At 75.6% G+C, this 15,282-nt stretch carries 15 protein-coding genes and 1 pseudogene; 8 read left to right on the top strand and 8 right to left on the bottom strand.

Going from position 1 to position 15,282, the window contains the following annotated elements:
• Window positions 1-37 precede the first annotated feature (37 nt).
• Window positions 38-1,060 (bottom strand): 23S rRNA (guanosine(2251)-2'-O)-methyltransferase RlmB, encoded by a 1,023-nt coding sequence (gene rlmB, locus ACQPYN_RS04735; RefSeq protein ID WP_433034115.1) that lies wholly within the window; start codon window positions 1,058-1,060, stop codon window positions 38-40.
• A 5-nt stretch (window positions 1,061-1,065) separates the two neighbouring features.
• On the bottom strand, window positions 1,066-2,466 hold the full coding sequence (gene cysS / locus ACQPYN_RS04730) for a cysteine--tRNA ligase (protein WP_433034112.1): 1,401 nt from the start codon (window positions 2,464-2,466) through the stop codon (window positions 1,066-1,068).
• 153 nt (window positions 2,467-2,619) lie between these two features.
• Here cysS and ACQPYN_RS04725 point away from each other — a divergent pair, with 153 nt between their 5' ends.
• Genes ACQPYN_RS04725 through ACQPYN_RS04715 form a run of 3 tightly spaced genes read left to right on the top strand, consistent with a single transcriptional unit; the run spans window position 2,620 to window position 5,736 of the window.
• Window positions 2,620-3,744, top strand: coding sequence for an NDMA-dependent alcohol dehydrogenase (locus ACQPYN_RS04725; RefSeq protein ID WP_328302180.1), 1,125 nt, complete (start codon window positions 2,620-2,622; stop codon window positions 3,742-3,744).
• A gap of 14 nt (window positions 3,745-3,758) precedes the next feature.
• Window positions 3,759-4,847, top strand: coding sequence for an AAA family ATPase (locus ACQPYN_RS04720; protein ID WP_433034108.1), 1,089 nt, complete (start codon window positions 3,759-3,761; stop codon window positions 4,845-4,847).
• Window positions 4,810-5,736 carry a vWA domain-containing protein gene (locus tag ACQPYN_RS04715; RefSeq protein WP_433034105.1) on the top strand — a complete coding sequence of 309 codons (927 nt, stop codon included), beginning with the start codon at window positions 4,810-4,812 and terminating at the stop codon, window positions 5,734-5,736. The genes ACQPYN_RS04720 and ACQPYN_RS04715 overlap by 38 nt, the downstream gene beginning before the upstream one ends.
• Window positions 5,737-5,883: 147 nt before the next feature.
• Here ACQPYN_RS04715 and ACQPYN_RS04710 read toward each other — a convergent pair whose 3' ends face one another.
• The 5 genes from ACQPYN_RS04710 to ACQPYN_RS04690 form a co-directional block, all read right to left on the bottom strand.
• Entirely contained in the window at window positions 5,884-6,669 is a 786-nt protein-coding gene (locus ACQPYN_RS04710) for an ESX secretion-associated protein EspG (RefSeq protein WP_433034102.1), read from the bottom strand.
• A complete protein-coding gene (locus ACQPYN_RS04705) occupies window positions 6,666-8,153 on the bottom strand; it encodes a hypothetical protein (RefSeq protein WP_433034099.1) in 1,488 nt (495 codons plus the stop codon). Before ACQPYN_RS04705 ends, ACQPYN_RS04710 begins: the two co-directional genes overlap by 4 nt.
• A gap of 77 nt (window positions 8,154-8,230) precedes the next feature.
• Window positions 8,231-8,695 carry a 2-C-methyl-D-erythritol 2,4-cyclodiphosphate synthase gene (ispF, locus tag ACQPYN_RS04700; RefSeq protein WP_433038724.1) on the bottom strand — a complete coding sequence of 155 codons (465 nt, stop codon included), beginning with the start codon at window positions 8,693-8,695 and terminating at the stop codon, window positions 8,231-8,233.
• A 2-nt stretch (window positions 8,696-8,697) separates the two neighbouring features.
• The gene (gene ispD, locus ACQPYN_RS04695; RefSeq protein ID WP_433034096.1) at window positions 8,698-9,390 is read right to left on the bottom strand and encodes a 2-C-methyl-D-erythritol 4-phosphate cytidylyltransferase; all 693 of its coding nucleotides are present in this window, start codon (window positions 9,388-9,390) and stop codon (window positions 8,698-8,700) included.
• A gap of 37 nt (window positions 9,391-9,427) precedes the next feature.
• Window positions 9,428-9,910, bottom strand: a complete 483-nt coding sequence (locus ACQPYN_RS04690; RefSeq protein ID WP_116707106.1) for a CarD family transcriptional regulator — start codon at window positions 9,908-9,910, stop codon at window positions 9,428-9,430.
• Window positions 9,911-10,131: 221 nt separating this feature from the next.
• Here ACQPYN_RS04690 and ACQPYN_RS04685 point away from each other — a divergent pair, with 221 nt between their 5' ends.
• Both ACQPYN_RS04685 and radA read left to right on the top strand, forming a co-directional pair.
• Window positions 10,132-10,674: a copper chaperone PCu(A)C gene (locus tag ACQPYN_RS04685; protein WP_433034093.1), complete on the top strand. Its 543-nt coding sequence runs from the start codon at window positions 10,132-10,134 to the stop codon at window positions 10,672-10,674.
• A 50-nt stretch (window positions 10,675-10,724) separates the two neighbouring features.
• Window positions 10,725-12,128 carry a DNA repair protein RadA gene (radA, locus tag ACQPYN_RS04680; protein WP_433034090.1) on the top strand — a complete coding sequence of 468 codons (1,404 nt, stop codon included), beginning with the start codon at window positions 10,725-10,727 and terminating at the stop codon, window positions 12,126-12,128.
• A 27-nt stretch (window positions 12,129-12,155) separates the two neighbouring features.
• Here radA and ACQPYN_RS04675 read toward each other — a convergent pair whose 3' ends face one another.
• Window positions 12,156-13,064, bottom strand: coding sequence for a DUF4232 domain-containing protein (locus ACQPYN_RS04675; protein WP_433034087.1), 909 nt, complete (start codon window positions 13,062-13,064; stop codon window positions 12,156-12,158).
• A 111-nt stretch (window positions 13,065-13,175) separates the two neighbouring features.
• Here ACQPYN_RS04675 and ACQPYN_RS04670 point away from each other — a divergent pair.
• From ACQPYN_RS04670 to ACQPYN_RS04660, 3 genes and pseudogenes are all read left to right on the top strand, one after another.
• Window positions 13,176-14,062 (top strand): annotated as a pseudogene (locus ACQPYN_RS04670) (A/G-specific adenine glycosylase).
• A gap of 9 nt (window positions 14,063-14,071) precedes the next feature.
• Window positions 14,072-14,386 (top strand): antibiotic biosynthesis monooxygenase family protein, encoded by a 315-nt coding sequence (locus ACQPYN_RS04665; protein ID WP_433034085.1) that lies wholly within the window; start codon window positions 14,072-14,074, stop codon window positions 14,384-14,386.
• A gap of 74 nt (window positions 14,387-14,460) precedes the next feature.
• Window positions 14,461-15,261 (top strand): SIR2 family NAD-dependent protein deacylase, encoded by an 801-nt coding sequence (locus tag ACQPYN_RS04660; protein ID WP_433034082.1) that lies wholly within the window; start codon window positions 14,461-14,463, stop codon window positions 15,259-15,261.
• Window positions 15,262-15,282: the final 21 nt, after the last annotated feature.

Here is a 15,282-nt window from a genome sequence, read left to right as displayed (position 1 = left end):
CGTAGAAGCAGCGAACAGGCCGTTCGCTGCGACGAGGTCAGGCGCGGCGCCGCCGGGCGATCTCGGCGAGGGCGACGCCCGCCGCGACGGAGGCGTTGAGCGACTCGAACTCGCCGGCCATCGGGATCGACACCGAGGCGGTGCAGGTCTCGCGCACGAGGCGCGACAGTCCCTTGCCCTCGGAGCCGACGACGAGCACGAGGGGCCCGCGGGCGGCGTCGGGGCCCGCGGCGTCGTCGAGGTGGTCGATGTCGGCGTCCGCGGAGCCGTCGAGCCCGACCGCGACGAGGCCCTCGTCGAGCCACGCCGACAGGGTGCGGCTGAGGTTCGTCGCCCGCCCGACGGGCACGCGCGCGGCCGCGCCCGCCGAGGTCCGCCAGGCCACCGGCGTCACGCCGACCGACCGGCGCAGGGGCAGCAGCACGCCGTGCGCGCCGAACGCCGCCACCGAGCGCAGGACGGCGCCGAGGTTGCGGGGGTCGGTGACGCCGTCGAGGGCGACGAGCAGCGGCTCGACCTTCTGCAGGTGGGCGCGCTGGCGCGCCTCCTCGAGCAGGTCGTCGGGGTGGAGGTAGTCGAACGCCGGCACCGAGAGTGCGAGCCCCTGGTGCACCGCGCCGTCGGCCATCCGGTCGATGTCGCCGCGCGGCACCTCCATCACCGAGATCCCGCGCTCGGAGGCGCTGCGGATCGACTCGCGGACGCGGTCGTCGACGTCGATGTTCTGGGCGATGTAGAGCGCGATGGCGGGGCTGTGCGCGCGCAGGCTCTCGACCACCGGATTGCGCCCGAGGACTGTCTGGGGGCCGTCGGGGTCGTCACGCCGCGACGGGGCACGGCGTGGCGCGGAGCGCTCCTCGGTGGCGGGGCGCCGGGGCGCGGACGCCGAGCTCGATCCGCCCTCGCCCCGGTAGGACTTGTGGTTCGGGCGCTTCTCGGCGGGCGGGGTCGGGCCCCGGCCCTCGAGGCTCTTGCGGCCCTTGCCGCCGGAGCCCTTCGTCGGGCCCTTCTTCGAGCCCGGGTTGCGGCGGGCGCCGGGGCGGCGGGAGTTGCCGGCCATGGGGTTCAGGCACCGTCCTTGAGTGACCAGATGGGGCCGTCGGAGGTGTCCTCGACGGCGACGCCGGCCGCGGTGAGCTCGTCGCGCAGGGCGTCGGCCCGCGCGAAGTCGCGCTCGGCGCGGGCCCGGGTGCGCTGCTCGAGCAGCGAGTCGACGAGCGAGCCGAGCGCCTGGTGCGCCGCGTCGTCGGCGCCGCCACCCGCGGCGCCGTCGCCCCAGGTGACGGGGTCGAGGCCGAGGATGCCGGTCATCGCCCGCACCGCACTCGCGGCGGCCATCGCGGCGGTGCGGTCGCCGGCGTCGAGGGCGGCGTTGCCGGCGCGCACGGTCTCGTGCACCTCGGCGAGCGCCGCGGGGGTGGCGATGTCGTCGTCCATCGCAGCCGCGAACGCGTCGGAGATGCGCCCGACCTCGACGGCGCCGACGCGGTCGTGCACGCGGTGCACGAACGTCTCGATGCGCCGGTACGCAGCGGCGGCCTCGGCCAGCGCGTGCTCCGAGTACTCCAACGTCGAGCGGTAGTGCGGCGCCACGAGGTAGTAGCGCAGCTCGACCGGCCGCACGCGCTCGAGCACCGCGGGGATCGTCAGTGTGTTGCCGAGCGACTTCGACATCTTCGAGCCCGACATCGTCACCCACGCGTTGTGAAGCCAGTACTCGGCGAACCCGTCGCCGGCGGCCCGCGACTGGGCGAGCTCGTTCTCGTGGTGCGGGAACACCAGGTCGAGGCCGCCGCCGTGGATGTCGAAGCGCGGGCCCAGGTAGTGGGTGGCCATCGCCGAGCACTCCAGGTGCCAGCCAGGCCTTCCGCGACCCCAGGGCGTCGGCCACGACGGCTCGCCGGGCTTCGCGGCCTTCCAGAGCGTGAAGTCGCGGGCGTCGCGCTTGCCGCGCAGATCGGCCCCCTCGCCCTGCTCCATCTCCTCGACGCGCTGGCCGGACAGCTCCCCGTACGACGGCCAGGTGCCCACCGCGAAGTACACGTCGCCGTCGATGGCGTAGGCGTGGTCGCTCTCGACGAGGCGCTCGATCAGCTCGACCATCTCGGTGATGTGGCCCGTGGCGCGCGGCTCCACCGACGGCGGCAGGCAGCCCAGCGCGTCGTAGGCCGCGGCAAAGGCGCGCTCGTGCGTCGCCGCCCACTCCCACCAGGGCCGGCCCGCGGCCTCGGCCTTGTTCAGGATCTTGTCGTCGATGTCCGTGACGTTGCGGACGAGCAGCACGTCGTACCCGCTGTGGGCGAGCCAGCGGCGGAGCACGTCGAAGTCCAGACCGGAGCGCACGTGGCCCACGTGGGGCACGCCCTGCACGGTCGCCCCACACACGTACATCGACGCCGTGCCGGCGCGCTGCGGGTGGAACTCCCGCAGCTCGCGTCGTGCGGTGTCGTACAGGTGCAGGCTCACCGTCCGGATCCTACGGAACGGCGGATCCGCTCCCACGGACGCACCCGGAACGCAACCGACCGATCGTTCGGTAACCCTCTTCCCAACCTGTGAGGCGAGACATAGAGTCGGGCGCATCATTCGACGTTTTCGCTACGCAAGGAGTGGTCAGCGTTGTCCATCACGTGCCGGACGTCCCTCGTCCGCCAGGCCCCGGGCAAGTACGAGACGGCGACGGTCGAGGTCGACGACCCGCGTCAGGACGAGATCCGGGTGAAGATGGTGGCCTCGGGCCTCTGCCACTCGGACGACCACATCGCCACCGGTGACATCCCGGTCGGCACCTACCCCTTCGCCGGGGGCCACGAGGGCGGCGGCATCGTCGAGTCGGTCGGCCCGAACACCAAGGGCTTCGAGGTGGGCGACAAGGTCGTCTTCTCGTTCCTCCCCGCCTGTGGGCAGTGCCGCTGGTGCGCCACCGGCCACTCGAACCTCTGCGACCTCGGCGCGGGCCTGCTCGCCGGCACCCGCTGGGACGACCCGTCGACCCGTCTGCACCTCGAGGACGGCACCAACGTCGGCCAGATGTGCGGCATCTCGACCTTCTCCGAGTACTCGACCGTCGCGGTCGACTCGGCGATCAAGGTCCCGCAGGACACCAAGCTCGAGGTCGCCTGCCTGCTCGGCTGCTCGGTGGGCACCGGCTGGGGCACCGCCGTGAACACCGCCGAGGTCGCCCCCGGCGACACCGTGATCATCCAGGGCATCGGCGGCATCGGCGCCAACGCCGTCCAGGGCGCCGCCCACGCGGGCGCGGCCAACGTCATCGCCGTCGACCCCGTCGCGTTCAAGCGCGAGAAGGCCCTCGAGCTCGGCGCCACCGAGGCCGTCGAGTCGATCGAGGAGGCCACCGAGCTGGCCAAGGGCTACACGAACGGCCAGGGCGCCGACGTCTCGATCGTCACGATCGGCATCACCAAGCCCGAGCACGTCGGCAACGCCTTCGCCTCGATCCGCAAGCAGGGCACGGTCGTCGTCACCGGACTCGGCGACATCACCGAGGTGGGCGTGCCGATCCCGATCGGCGAGCTGACCCTCTTCGAGAAGAAGATCAAGGGCTCCCTGTTCGGCTCGTCCAACCCCAAGGCCGACATCCCCAAGATGCTCGACCTCTACAACAAGGGGAAGGTCAAGCTCGACGAGCTCGTCACCAAGCAGTACAAGCTCGACGAGGTGGCCCAGGGCTACGAGGACATGCACGCCGGCAAGAACATCCGCGGCGTCCTGATCTTCGACTGAGGTATCGACTCCCTGTGACGAACGGTTCCGCGGCCCCGGTCTCCCTCGTGGACACCGGGGCCGCCCCCCGTCTGCCCACCGCGGGCGGCCTGCCGGTCCGCGCCATGATCGACGCCTCCCGTGCGCGGGTCATCGGGCGCGTGCGCGAGTCCGAGGTGATCGCCGCGGCGCTCGCGGCCGGCCGCAGCGTGCTGCTCGAGGGCCCGCCCGGCACCGGCAAGACGACGCTGCTGCGCGCGCTCGCGGAGGGCGCCGGCGTCGGGCTCGAGCTGGTCGAGGGGAACGCCGAGCTCTCGCCGGCGCGTCTCGTCGGCCACCACGACCCGTCGCGCGTCCTCACCGAGGACTACACCCCCGAGAACTTCGTGCCCGGGCCGCTGGTCCGAGCGCTGACCTCGGGCGCGCTGCTCTACGTCGAGGAGCTCAACCGCGTCCCCGAGGAGACCCTCAACGTCCTGCTCGGCGTGCTCTCGGAGCGCCGCCTGCACGTCCCGCGGCTCGGGATCGTCGACGCGGCGCCGTCCTTCCGGCTCGTCGCGGCGATGAACCCGTCGGACGCCGTCGGCACCGGGCGCATCACGCCCGCGCTCTACGACCGGTCGTGCCGCGTCGGGTTCGTGCACCAGGACGCCGACGAGGAGACCGCGATCGTGCGTCGCGACCACGGCGTCGTCGACGAGGCCTTCGTCGCGCGCGCGGTCCGGGCCACGCGGGCGACCCGCGAGCACCCCGACCTGCGCCTGGGCTCCTCGGTGCGCGGCGCGCTGGACCTCGTGGCCGTCGCGGCCTCGCTGGCCGAGCTGCGCGACGTGGGGCTCGCCGGCCGGCTGGCCCCGGACGCCGAGACCACCGGCACCGACGCCGCGCTGGCCGCCCTCTCCGGGCGCGTGCAGCTGCTCGAGGGCTCGACGCGCACCGTCGAGGAGGTCGTCGCCGACCTGTGGGCGGCGAGCGCGCCCGTCGACGAGCGCGTCGGCGCCGAGGGTGGTGGCGAGGAAAAGCCTGAGCCCCGGAGGCTCGCCGCCCCCGCAGGCGGGCCGCTCGCCCGGGGCGCCGCCGAAGGTGGTGTCGGACCCCCGGGAGGTCGCCGACCTGCTGCGTGACCAGGCCCGGCGCACCGAGACCCGCGCCGACCTGCAGCGTCGCCACGACGACCTCGAGAGCGTCAGCCCGACGGTGGGGGTGCTCGACGAGGCCGCCACCGCCGGGGCCTTCGGCGAGGACGCCGACGGGACGATCGACCTGCTCGCCGACCTCGCCCGTGCCACCGACCCGATCCTGCGGGCGAAGGCACGGCGCCTCGCCGTCCGCCTGCTCGTGCCCCCGGCCCGAGCGGGCGAGACGGAGCGACGGGGCTCGACCCGGCTCGCGACCGTCACCGGCGACGGGCTCGACCTGGACCTCGACGCCACCCTCGAGCAGTCCCTGGAGCACCGGCCGATCCGCGCCGAGGACCTCCGCTGGCGGGGCTGGCGGTCGCCGGGACGCGCGATCGTGCTGCTGGTCGACGCGTCCGGTTCGGTGGCCGGAAAGCCGCTGACCACGGCCGTCACCACGGCCGGCGCCCTCGCGGCCGGGCTGCGCACCGACGACGAGCTCGCGGTGATCGCGTTCTGGTCGCGCGCGGTGGTGCTGCGCCACCTGCACTCCCCCGCGCCGACGTCCGCCGTGCTCGACTCGCTGCTCGACCTGCGCGGCGGCTCCACCACCGATCTCGCACTCGGCCTGCGCACCGCCCTCGCGCAGGCCACGGCCGCGCGGGTGCCGCACGCCGACGTCCTCGTGCTCACCGACGGCGCCTGGAACGAGGGCGAGGATCCGGCCCCGATCGCCGGGGCCTCCGGCGTCGCGCGGGTGCACACGCTGGTGACGGTGGACGACGAAGAGGCGCGGACGTCCTGCGCCCGCATCGCCGCCGCGGGTGGCGGGCGCTCGGTGCCGCTGCTCCGGCCCTCGGACGCCCCGGCCGCCGTGCGGGCGGTGCTGCGCTGAGGCGTCAGGTCGTCTGACTCCTGAGCAGGACGCTTCGAAAACTGAAGCATCGGCGGTGGGGCGAGGACGCCCCCAGCGGACGGGCCGCCGAGCCGCCACCCCTGGCGCCGGACGCTTCGGAAACCGAAGCTTCCGCCGAGGCGCGTCCTACCGACGGCGGGAGCTCGCGGCGATGTCCCGCTCGTGACCCTCGAGCAGGGCGGCGAGCTCGGCGCGGAGGCGGGGACGGTCGGTCGGGCGCACCACGACGCGGGAACCCGTGGCGTCGGGACCCATCGCGAGGCGGCCGCTCGCGGTGTCGAGCACGGTGACCACGTGGGGCCCGCGACGCCGGACCCCGACCGCGTCGCGGACCGCGACCCCGAAGGTGGCGACCCGCTCAGGCGGCGCGGCCCAGATCGCGCGCAAGCGCTCCACGTGGTGCGCGGAGACGCCGGCGCGGCGCAGGCGGCGCGCGCGCTCGTCGAGGGTGACCCCGTCGCCGAGCAGGGCGTCGGCGGGCAGGGACATCGGGACGCCGGGGGCGGCAGGTCGGTCGGGGAGGCGGGCGAGCAGTGCGCCGGCGGGGTCGTCCGGGTCGGTGGGATCGAGGCGCACGCCGCCTGGGACCAGCCACGCCACGACGCCGAGCGCACCCCGCGTCGCGGCGACGACGCCGAGCGGCGGAGCGCCCTCGGCCAGGACCCGCACGTCGACCTCGCGGACGGGGGCGGCGAGCACGGACAGCATCTCGGCGAGGGACGGGTCGTCGAGCAGACCCTGGGCCGCGAGCCGGTCGAGGGCCGCGGCGTCGAGGGCGTCCCGCTCGGCGTAGGTGCGGCCGTGGTCGAGGACGGAGAGCAGGAGCGGGTGCTCGCCCAGGCCGAGATGCCGCCACAGCGCGAGGTATTGGCCGGTGTCGAGGTGCACGCCGGCGCGGACTCCGATCGTCACTCGCCGAGCACCGGGGGTGTCGTCGCGGGCAGGGTGCCCGCGATGGCGTCGGGGTCGTCCTCGTAGAGGTAGTCGGGGCGGCGCCGGTCCCCGCCGCCGCCCTGGCCACCGACCATGCCGCCCGGCGGGATCATCGGGACCGCACCGCCGCGGCCCTCGGCGGCAGCCCCGGCCGCGCGGACCGCGGCCGACTCCGCCACGGCGCCACCACCGCCGACCCCGGTGCGCGCACCGAGCTCGCCGGCGCCTCCTCCACCGGCACCGCCGAGGGCACCACCACCGACGCCGCCTCGTCCCGTGCCCGCGGCGGCACCCGGGCCGGCGCCGACACCACCGCCACCGACGCCGCCGCCACCGACACCGCCGCCGGGCCCAGCGCCGACACCCCCGCCGACCCGCGCGCCCGGCACGAGCCCTCCCGACGCCGAGCCGCCCGGGGTCCCCGAGCTACCCGGCAGACCTGTGCTGCCCGGGACACCGGACCTGCCGGTCGCCGCACCCGGCGGGATCCGGCCGGCACCGCCACCACCCGTGCTGCCCGGCACGGCGCCGACGGGCGGGACGGCGGCGCCGGCCCCGCCCCCGTGCTCGGCGCGCTCCCGGCCGGCACGCCGCCCGCCCCGGGACCCCCGCCGCGCCACCGGAGGGCGCGGGGACCCCGTTCGGGGCCGGCGTCCCGGCCGCCGTCGTCGGCGACGGCACGACCGGTGCCGCAGCGCCCGTGCCTGCTCCGCCGCCACCTCCTCCGGGAGCACCGCCGCCGGCACTGCCCCCGCCCGGACCTCCGCCGCCCGGCGGAAGACCGGCCCGGCGCCACCGGCACCTCCGGGCACCGCGCCGACGCCGCCGCCTCCGGAACCGCCGGCTCCACCACCCCCGGTAGCGCCCGCACCGCCGCCCTCGGGCCCGGCGCCACCGGCCACCGGCAGGTCCGCCGGCGTGATCTGCGGGCCGAGGGGGCCGGCGAACTGGGGCAACGTGGTCATCCGGTCGGCGCTGAAGTGCTGGTAGCGCTCCATCGTCTGCTGCGCGGCCCGCTCCTCCTCGGCCTGCACCGCCATCGCGACCTGGTAGTCGGCTCCCATCGGGCCCGCGGCGCTGAGGATGTCGCTCCACACCGGTGCCGCCGGCGGGAGGTTCTGGCGGGGCGGCTGGATCGCGAGACGGATGTCCTGCAGGTTCTGGGCCTGCTCGTGGGAGAGGCTGCCGACGGCGCGTCCGAGGGCGCGCGCCTGGTCGACCCAGGGCTTGAGGGGGTGGATCGACCGGTCCGCGGACTCGGCGGCCTGCCCCTGCCAGTTCGCGCGCAGGCTGGAGCCCGCGGCGTCCACGGTGTCGGCGACGCGCGCCATCCGCCCGACCAGCCGGTGCCACGACTGACCGCTGTCGACGAACCCGTCGCCCGGCACGCCGCTGGCGGGACCGCCGTTCACCTGGTCGTAGATCTCCTGGTGGCTCTTCCCCTGCCAGTTGGTCGTGAACACCGGCCCACCTCCCCTCGCGGATCGTAGGAACCGCGGGCGAGCCGTGGGTGCCGTTCGGGGGAACTCGGCGCGCGACCTCAGGCCGGGACGAGCAGGGCCGTGGCGACGGCAGCGAGACCCTCGCCGCGACCGGTGAGCCCGAGCCCGTCGGAGGTCGTGCCCGACACGGCCACCGGTCCCCCGAGCGCCTCCGACAGCGCCGCCTGCGCCTCGGCACGTCGGGTGCCGATCTTCGGGGCGTTGCCGATCACCTGGACCGCGGCGTTGCCCAGCGCCCAGCCCTCGGCCGCGGCGAGCGCGCGCACCTCGCCGAGCAGCCGGACCCCGGACGCCCCGGACCACTCCGGGCGACCGGTGCCGAACACCGCGCCCAGGTCGCCGAGCCCGCACGCGGACAGGACGGCGTCGCACAGCGCGTGCGCGGCGACGTCGCCGTCGGAGTGCCCGGCGCAGCCGTCGACGCCCTCCCAGAACAGCCCCGCCACCCAGCACGGCACGCCCGCGCGGACCGGGTGGACGTCGGTGCCGATGCCGACCCGCATGGTCACGCAGGCCCCGCCGTGACGAGCGCCTCGGCCATCGCGAGGTCGAGCGGGGTGGTCACCTTGAAGGCCCGCGGGTCGCCGGGGACCGTCACGACGGTCACACCGAGGTCCTCGGCGAGCCCGGCGTCGTCGGTGGCCGCGACCGGCTCGCCGGCGTCGCGCCGGGCGCGGGCACGGTCGTGCGCCGCGCGCAGCGTCGCCGGCTCGAAACCCTGCGGGGTCTGCACGGCGGCCAGGTCGGAGCGGTCGACGGTCGCGAGGACCTGTCCCGCCGCGCCGGTGCGCTTGAGCGTGTCGGCCACCGGTGTCGCCGGGATCACCGCGCGATGGCCCGCACGCACGGCGTCGACGACCGCGCGCACGACCTCCGGCGGGCAGAGGCAGCGCGCGGCGTCGTGCACGAGCACCACGTCGGCGTCGGCCGGCAGCGCGTCGAGCGCCGCCGAGACCGAACCGACGCGGTCGTCGGCACCCGGCACCACCGTGACGACGCGATCGCCGAGGGCGCGACGCATCGCGTCCTCGTCGCCCGGAGGGGCCACGACGACGACGGCGTCCACGCCCCCGGAGACGAGTCCGTCGACGGCGCGCGCGACCAGGCTGAGCCCGCCAACGACCGCCAACGCCTTCGGCAGGCCGAGGCCCAGTCGTTCGCCTCGACCCGCCGCCGGCACGATCGCGGCGACGCTCACCGCGTCACCGCGGCCATCACGTCGGTTCAGGACCGGATCAGGACGCCAGCACCTGGTCGAGCAGCGACTCGGCCGCCACCTCGTCGGTGCCCTCGGCCAGGGCCAGCTCGCTGACCAGTATCTGCCGGGCCTTGGCCAGCATCCGCTTCTCACCCGCGGACAGGCCGCGGTCCTTCTCCCGGCGCCAGAGGTCGCGCACGACCTCGGCCACCTTGTTCACGTCGCCCGACGCGAGCTTCTCGAGGTTCGCCTTGTACCGGCGCGACCAGTTGGTCGGCTCCTCGGTGTGCGGCGCACGCAGCACCTCGAACACCCGATCCAGCCCCTCCTGGCCAACCACGTCGCGGACGCCGACGATCTCGGCGTTGTCCGCGGGAACCCGGACGGTCAGGTCGCCCTGAGCAACCTTGAGGACGAGATACTTCTTCTCTTCGCCCTTGATCGTCCTGGTCTCGATGGCCTCGATGAGAGCGGCACCGTGGTGCGGGTAGACGACGGTCTCGCCGACCTTGAAAACCATGTGTCCCGAGCCCCTTTCGCTACACCCAGATTAACACGCCCGGCGGGCGGGCATCGCAGGGGATTGCGCCGTCTTCGCAGGTCAGGGACTTGACAAAGCGCATCAGGGCGTGCTGGTCCCGGCACCCCGCGCTCCCGCCAGGCCGGGACGCGGCCCTGGTACTAGGGTGTCGCTGCCCAGACACCAGTGTGCCCCACTTCCCGAGAGGACACTCGGAGATCATGAGCCGCCGCCCCCGCGGGACCCGACCGGCGATCGTCGTCGCGACGCTGCTGACCGCCGGCCTCGCGCTCGGGGGCTGCAGCGCCGGCTCCGTGACCCAGACCGACACCATCGTCTCCCAGGCCGACGGCGCGACCGGACAGGTCGGCGGCATCCTCCTGCGGGACGTCTCCCTCGACGCCGGTCCGACGAACACCGTGCCCGCGGGCGCGGAGGTCCCCCTGCGTCTGACGATCATCAACCAGACCCCGACGGAGGACCGGCTGGTGTCGGTCACGTCGCCGTACGCCGTGAGCGTCCGGCCGGAGGGCCCGACGACGATCCCGGCCAACAACTCCCTGCGGATCATCGGCAACGACCCCGGCCCGGTCGGCCCGCCCGACCCCTTCGTCCGCGTGGGCGGCAGCGCGCGCATCGTGCTCACCGGCGTCACGCAGCAGCTCCGCGCCGGGCCGACGTACGAGGTCACCTTCACCTTCGAGAAGGCCGGCACCGTGACCGTGCCCGTCATCGTCGTCGGCGAGGGCGAGGCCTTGGGCTGATCCGCCCGTCGGGCCCCGCGCTGTCGGGGGTCCGGCCTACGGTGCGGACCGTGCCCCCACGGACCCGCGCCCCCCGCTTCGAGTGCACCGCCTGCGGGCACGCGTCCGCGAAGTGGGTGGGGCGCTGCTCGGAGTGCGGCGGGTGGGGCACGGTCGAGGAGGCCCCGAACCTCCCCGCCGTCGCGACGGGCGGCGGCCGCACCGGCGTCCCGCCCTCGCCCGCGGCGCGCCCGTCCAGCCCCGTGCGGCTGATCAGCGAGGTCGATCTCGAGACGGCCACGGCGCGCCCGACGGGGGTGGGCGAGCTCGATCGGGTGCTCGGCGGCGGCTTCGTGCCCGGGGTCGTCGTGCTGCTCGCGGGCGAGCCGGGGGTGGGCAAGTCCACGCTCCTGCTCGAGGTGGCGGCGCGACGCGCCCGGCTGGGGGCCACCGTGCTGTACGTCACCGGAGAGGAGTCGGCGGGCCAGGTCCGGCTGCGGGCCGAGCGCACCGGCGCCCTCGCGCCGCACCTGTTCCTGTCCGCGACGGCCGATCTCGAGGAGGTCGCGGCGCACGTCGAGGCGGTCGACCCGGAGCTGCTCGTCGTCGACTCCGTGCAGACCGTGGGCACCGCCACCGTGGACGGCACGCCCGGCGGCGTGTCGCAGGTCCGGGCCGTCACGTCGGCGCTCGTCGCCCTCGCGAAGCAGCGGGACCTGCCGGTCGTGCTCATCGGTCACGTCACCAAGGACGGCGCGGTCGCCGGGCCGCGCACGCTCGAGCACCTCGTCGACGTCGTGCTCTCGTTCGAGGGCGAGCGGCACTCCCCGCTGCGGCTGGTGCGCGGCATGAAGAACCGCTTCGGGGCCACCGACGAGGTCGGCTGCTTCGAGATGAACGACGGCGGCATCGCCGAGGTCAGCGACCCGTCAGGCCTGTTCACGGGCGGGCGCGTGCAGACCGTGGCGGGCCAGGCGGTCACGGTGGCGATGGAGGGCAAGCGCCCGCTCATGGCCGAGGTGCAGGCCCTGGTGGCCACACGCAGCTCGGAGAGCGCGCCGCGGCGCGTCGTGTCCGATCTCGACAGCGGGCGCGTCGCCAAGATCCTCGCGGTGCTGCAGGAGCGCTGCCACCTGCGCCTGCACGACAAGGACGTGTTCGTCGCCACCATCGGCGGCCTGCGCCTGCGCGAGCCCGCCTCGGACCTGGCGATCGCCATCGCCATCGCGTCGGCGTTCCGCAACGAGGCCGTCCGGCCCGGGCTGATCGCGGTCGGCGAGGTCGGGCTCGGTGGCGAGGTCCGCCGGGTGGTCGCGCTCGAACGGCGCCTGGCCGAGGCCGGCCGGCTGGGCATCAGCCGGGCGCTCGTGCCGCCGGGCGAGGTGCGCACGCCGAAGGGGCTCGGGGCGGTGGAGGTCGACGACCTCCAGGGCGCGCTGCTGCGCGTCGGGCTGACCACGGCGCAGACGGTCTGATTCCGTCCGGGCCGGCGTACACGGAGGTCAACCGGCGAGCGTGAACCTCGCCGGCTCGCTGACGATGCCGTCGAGGCGGGCGAGCAGCTGGTAGTCGCCGGGCGGCACGACCGTCCGCGCACCCGCGCAGCCGGGCGTCGAGGTCTTGCCCGACCAGCGCACCGAGAACACCGCCTCCTCGCCCGGCGCGAGCGTCCGGACGTCGTCGGTGTCGCCGGGCGAGCAGTCGTTGCTCCCCCACAGCCCCTCGCCGGGGCGGACGACGACGGCGACGGCCTGCTTGGCGGCGTCGAGGTCACGCACGCAGGGCGCGCTGCCGGTGTTGGTGACGACGAGGCTCAGCACCGGCTTGGTCCCGGCGGCGTAGCGCGGGGCGTCGGTGCGCGCCGTGACCTTCAGGTCCCCGTCCGCACAGGGCCCGGGCGCGGGCGCCCGCTCCTGCAGGGGCTCGGCCGGGGCGGCCTCGGTGGTCGGCGCCGAGGTGACGGGCGGCGTCGTGCTCGGCGGCACCACCGGAGCGGGGGTGCTCGTCGGCGTGGAGAGCAGCGGCCCCGCCGAGCCCGTCGGCACCCCGGGCGGGAGGAATCCGCGGAAGCCGTCCCCGCCCGGGGGCGCGAACAGGGCGCCGTCGGGCGAGGGCGGCGCCACCAGGCCCGGCGCCCCGCCGGGCGGGACGACCGCCGGCAGCGCGGCCTCGATCGGCCCGGGGATACCGCTCTCCGCGGGCGCAGCGGGAGCAGCGGGCTCCGGCGTCGGCGCGCTCGCCATCGCGGCCGCCCGCGCGCGGGCCTCGACGGTGGCGCTGTCGGGCTCGCCGCCGCCCAGACCCGCCACGGCCCAGACGAAACCGCCGAGCACGGCGAGGACCACCCCGAGCGCGGCGATCCGGCGCCGCCAGTAGACCGACGGCGCGAGCGGTCCGAGCGGCTCCCACACGTCACGGAAAGTAAGTTCCACTCAGCTCTCCGCGACCGACCACCACGCGGTCGCCCGCCCGTTTCACCCGACGGTGGCGTCAGCGGGTGGGCGGGGCAGGATCGGCGGTCGATGGGCCCCACCACCACGACCCTCGCCGACGTCCTCGTCCCGTGGTTCCGCGCGCACGCCCGGGACCTCCCCTGGCGCCGCCCGGGGACGACCGCGTGGGGTGTGCTCGTCTCCGAGATCATGCTGCAGCAGACCCCGGTGGCGCGGGTCGAGGAGCCGTGGCGCGCGTGGCTCGAGCGCTGGCCACGACCGTCGGCGATGGCCGCCGCGCCCGCCTCGGAGGTGCTGCGGGCGTGGGGCAAGCTCGGCTACCCGCGCCGGGCGCTGCGCCTGCACGCGGCCGCGCAGGCGATCGCCGCCGACCACGGTGACGTCGTCCCCGCCGACGTCGAGACGCTCGAGTCGCTGCCCGGCATCGGCACCTACACGGCCCGCGCGGTGGCCGCGTTCGCCCACGGGCAACGCGTCCCGGTCGTCGACACGAACGTCCGCCGGGTCGTGGCGCGCGCGGTGCTCGGCCGCGCGGACGCCGGGGCCGCGGCATCCCGCGACCTCGTCGACACCGAGGCCCTGCTGCCGGACGACCCCGCCGACGCGGCGACCATGTCCGCCGCGCTGATGGAGCTCGGTGCCACGATCTGCGTGGCGCGCACCCCCGCTGCGCCGACTGCCCGGTGTCCGGCGCCTGCACCTGGCAGCGCCTCGGGCGTCCCGCCGGCGACGGTCCGGCGCGCAAGGCGCAGCGCTGGGCCGGCACCGACCGCCAGGTCCGCGGGCGGCTGCTGGACGTGCTGCGGGGAGCACCGGGGCCGGTGCCGGCGGCGGCGCTCGACGCGGCCTGGCTCACCGACCCCGCCCAGCGCGCCCGGTGCCTCGACTCGCTGCTCGTCGACGGGCTCGTCGAGCAGCTCGCCGACGGCCGTTTCTGCTTGCCGGGAGAGCAGTAGGCTCGGGTCATGGCCGTCGTGAAGATCAATGCCATCAAGGTCCCCGAGGGCAACGAGGCCGAGCTGGAGCGCCGGTTCGCCGCCCGTGGCGACTCGATCAAGGACACGCCGGGGTTCCTCGGCTACGAGCTGCTGCGTCCCACCGCCGGGGACGACCGCTACTTCGTCTACACCCGCTGGGAGTCCGAGGAGGCGTTCGCCAACTGGCGTGACGGGGGCGCCGCGGCCGCCGCCCACGCGGGCGAGCGCGCCAAGCCGGTCTCGTCGGGCGCCGACCTCATGGAGTTCGAGGTCGTGCTGCACGTCGACGGATCGGGCTCCTGACCTCTCCGGAGTCCCCGGACCCGGAGGACGTCGCCGAGGCCGCCGAGCGACTCGCGCAGGCCACGGCGGTGCTCGTGTGCGCCGGGGCCGGGATGGGCGTCGACTCGGGGCTGCCCGACTTCCGCGGGCCCGAGGGATTCTGGCGCGCCTACCCGCCCTACCGGCGGCTCGGGCTGCGCTTCGAGGAGATCGCCGATCCCGAGCACTTCCACGCCGACCCCGAGCTCGCCTGGGGCTTCTACGGCCACCGCCTCGCGCTCTACCGGCGCACCGTGCCCCACGCGGGGTACGCGGTCCTGCGCCGGTGGGCCGACCGGTGGCCGACGCGGGTGTTCACCTCCAACGTCGACGGCGCGTTCCAGGCCGCGGGGTTCGACCCGGAGACGGTCGTCGAGTGCCACGGCGCGATCGGGATGCTGCAATGCACCCGGCCGTGCCACGACGGGACCTGGTCGGCGGACGGTTCGGCGAGCGAAGCGACGGGAAGTACGGATCGGGTCGACGTCGCGATCGACGAGGCCACGATGCGCGCCCGCCCTCCCCTGCCGACGTGCCCGCGGTGCGGGGCGGTGGCGCGGCCCAACATCCTGATGTTCGGCGACGGCTTCTGGGTGCCCGGCCACCACGCCGAGCGCATGGCCGCCCATCGTGAGTGGCTGCGCGCGCAGGACGCGCAGCGGCTCGTCGTCGTCGAGCTGGGGGCCGGGACGGCGGTGCCGACCGTGCGACGGCACGCCGAGCTGGCGTCGGCGGCGTCCGGCGCACTGATCCGGATCAACGTGCGCGAGCCGGGGATCCGGCACGGGCGCGGGGTCTCCCTGGCCTCCGGGGCGCGGGCGACGCTCGAGGCGATCGACGCGGCCCTTCCCGCATGATCAACGGGGACTTCGGGCGCC

Source organism: Actinomycetospora sp. CA-053990, assembly GCF_050948445.1.
Classification (GTDB): Bacteria; Actinomycetota; Actinomycetes; order Mycobacteriales; family Pseudonocardiaceae; genus Actinomycetospora; species Actinomycetospora callitridis.
Note: the sequence above shows the minus strand (reverse complement) of the source record. Positions and strands in the feature narration are given on the sequence as shown.

Excerpts from the sequence above, each read along its gene's own strand:
- rlmB (WP_433034115.1), bottom strand. The coding sequence starts at position 1,060 with ATGGCCGGCAACTCCCGCCGCCCCGGCGCCCGCCGCAACCCGGGCTCG.
- ispF (WP_433038724.1), bottom strand. The coding sequence starts at position 8,695 with ATGCGGGTCGGCATCGGCACCGACGTCCACCCGGTCCGCGCGGGCGTG.
- ACQPYN_RS04690 (WP_116707106.1), bottom strand. The coding sequence starts at position 9,910 with ATGGTTTTCAAGGTCGGCGAGACCGTCGTCTACCCGCACCACGGTGCC.
- ACQPYN_RS04685 (WP_433034093.1), top strand. The coding sequence starts at position 10,132 with ATGAGCCGCCGCCCCCGCGGGACCCGACCGGCGATCGTCGTCGCGACG.
- ACQPYN_RS04665 (WP_433034085.1), top strand. The coding sequence starts at position 14,072 with ATGGCCGTCGTGAAGATCAATGCCATCAAGGTCCCCGAGGGCAACGAG.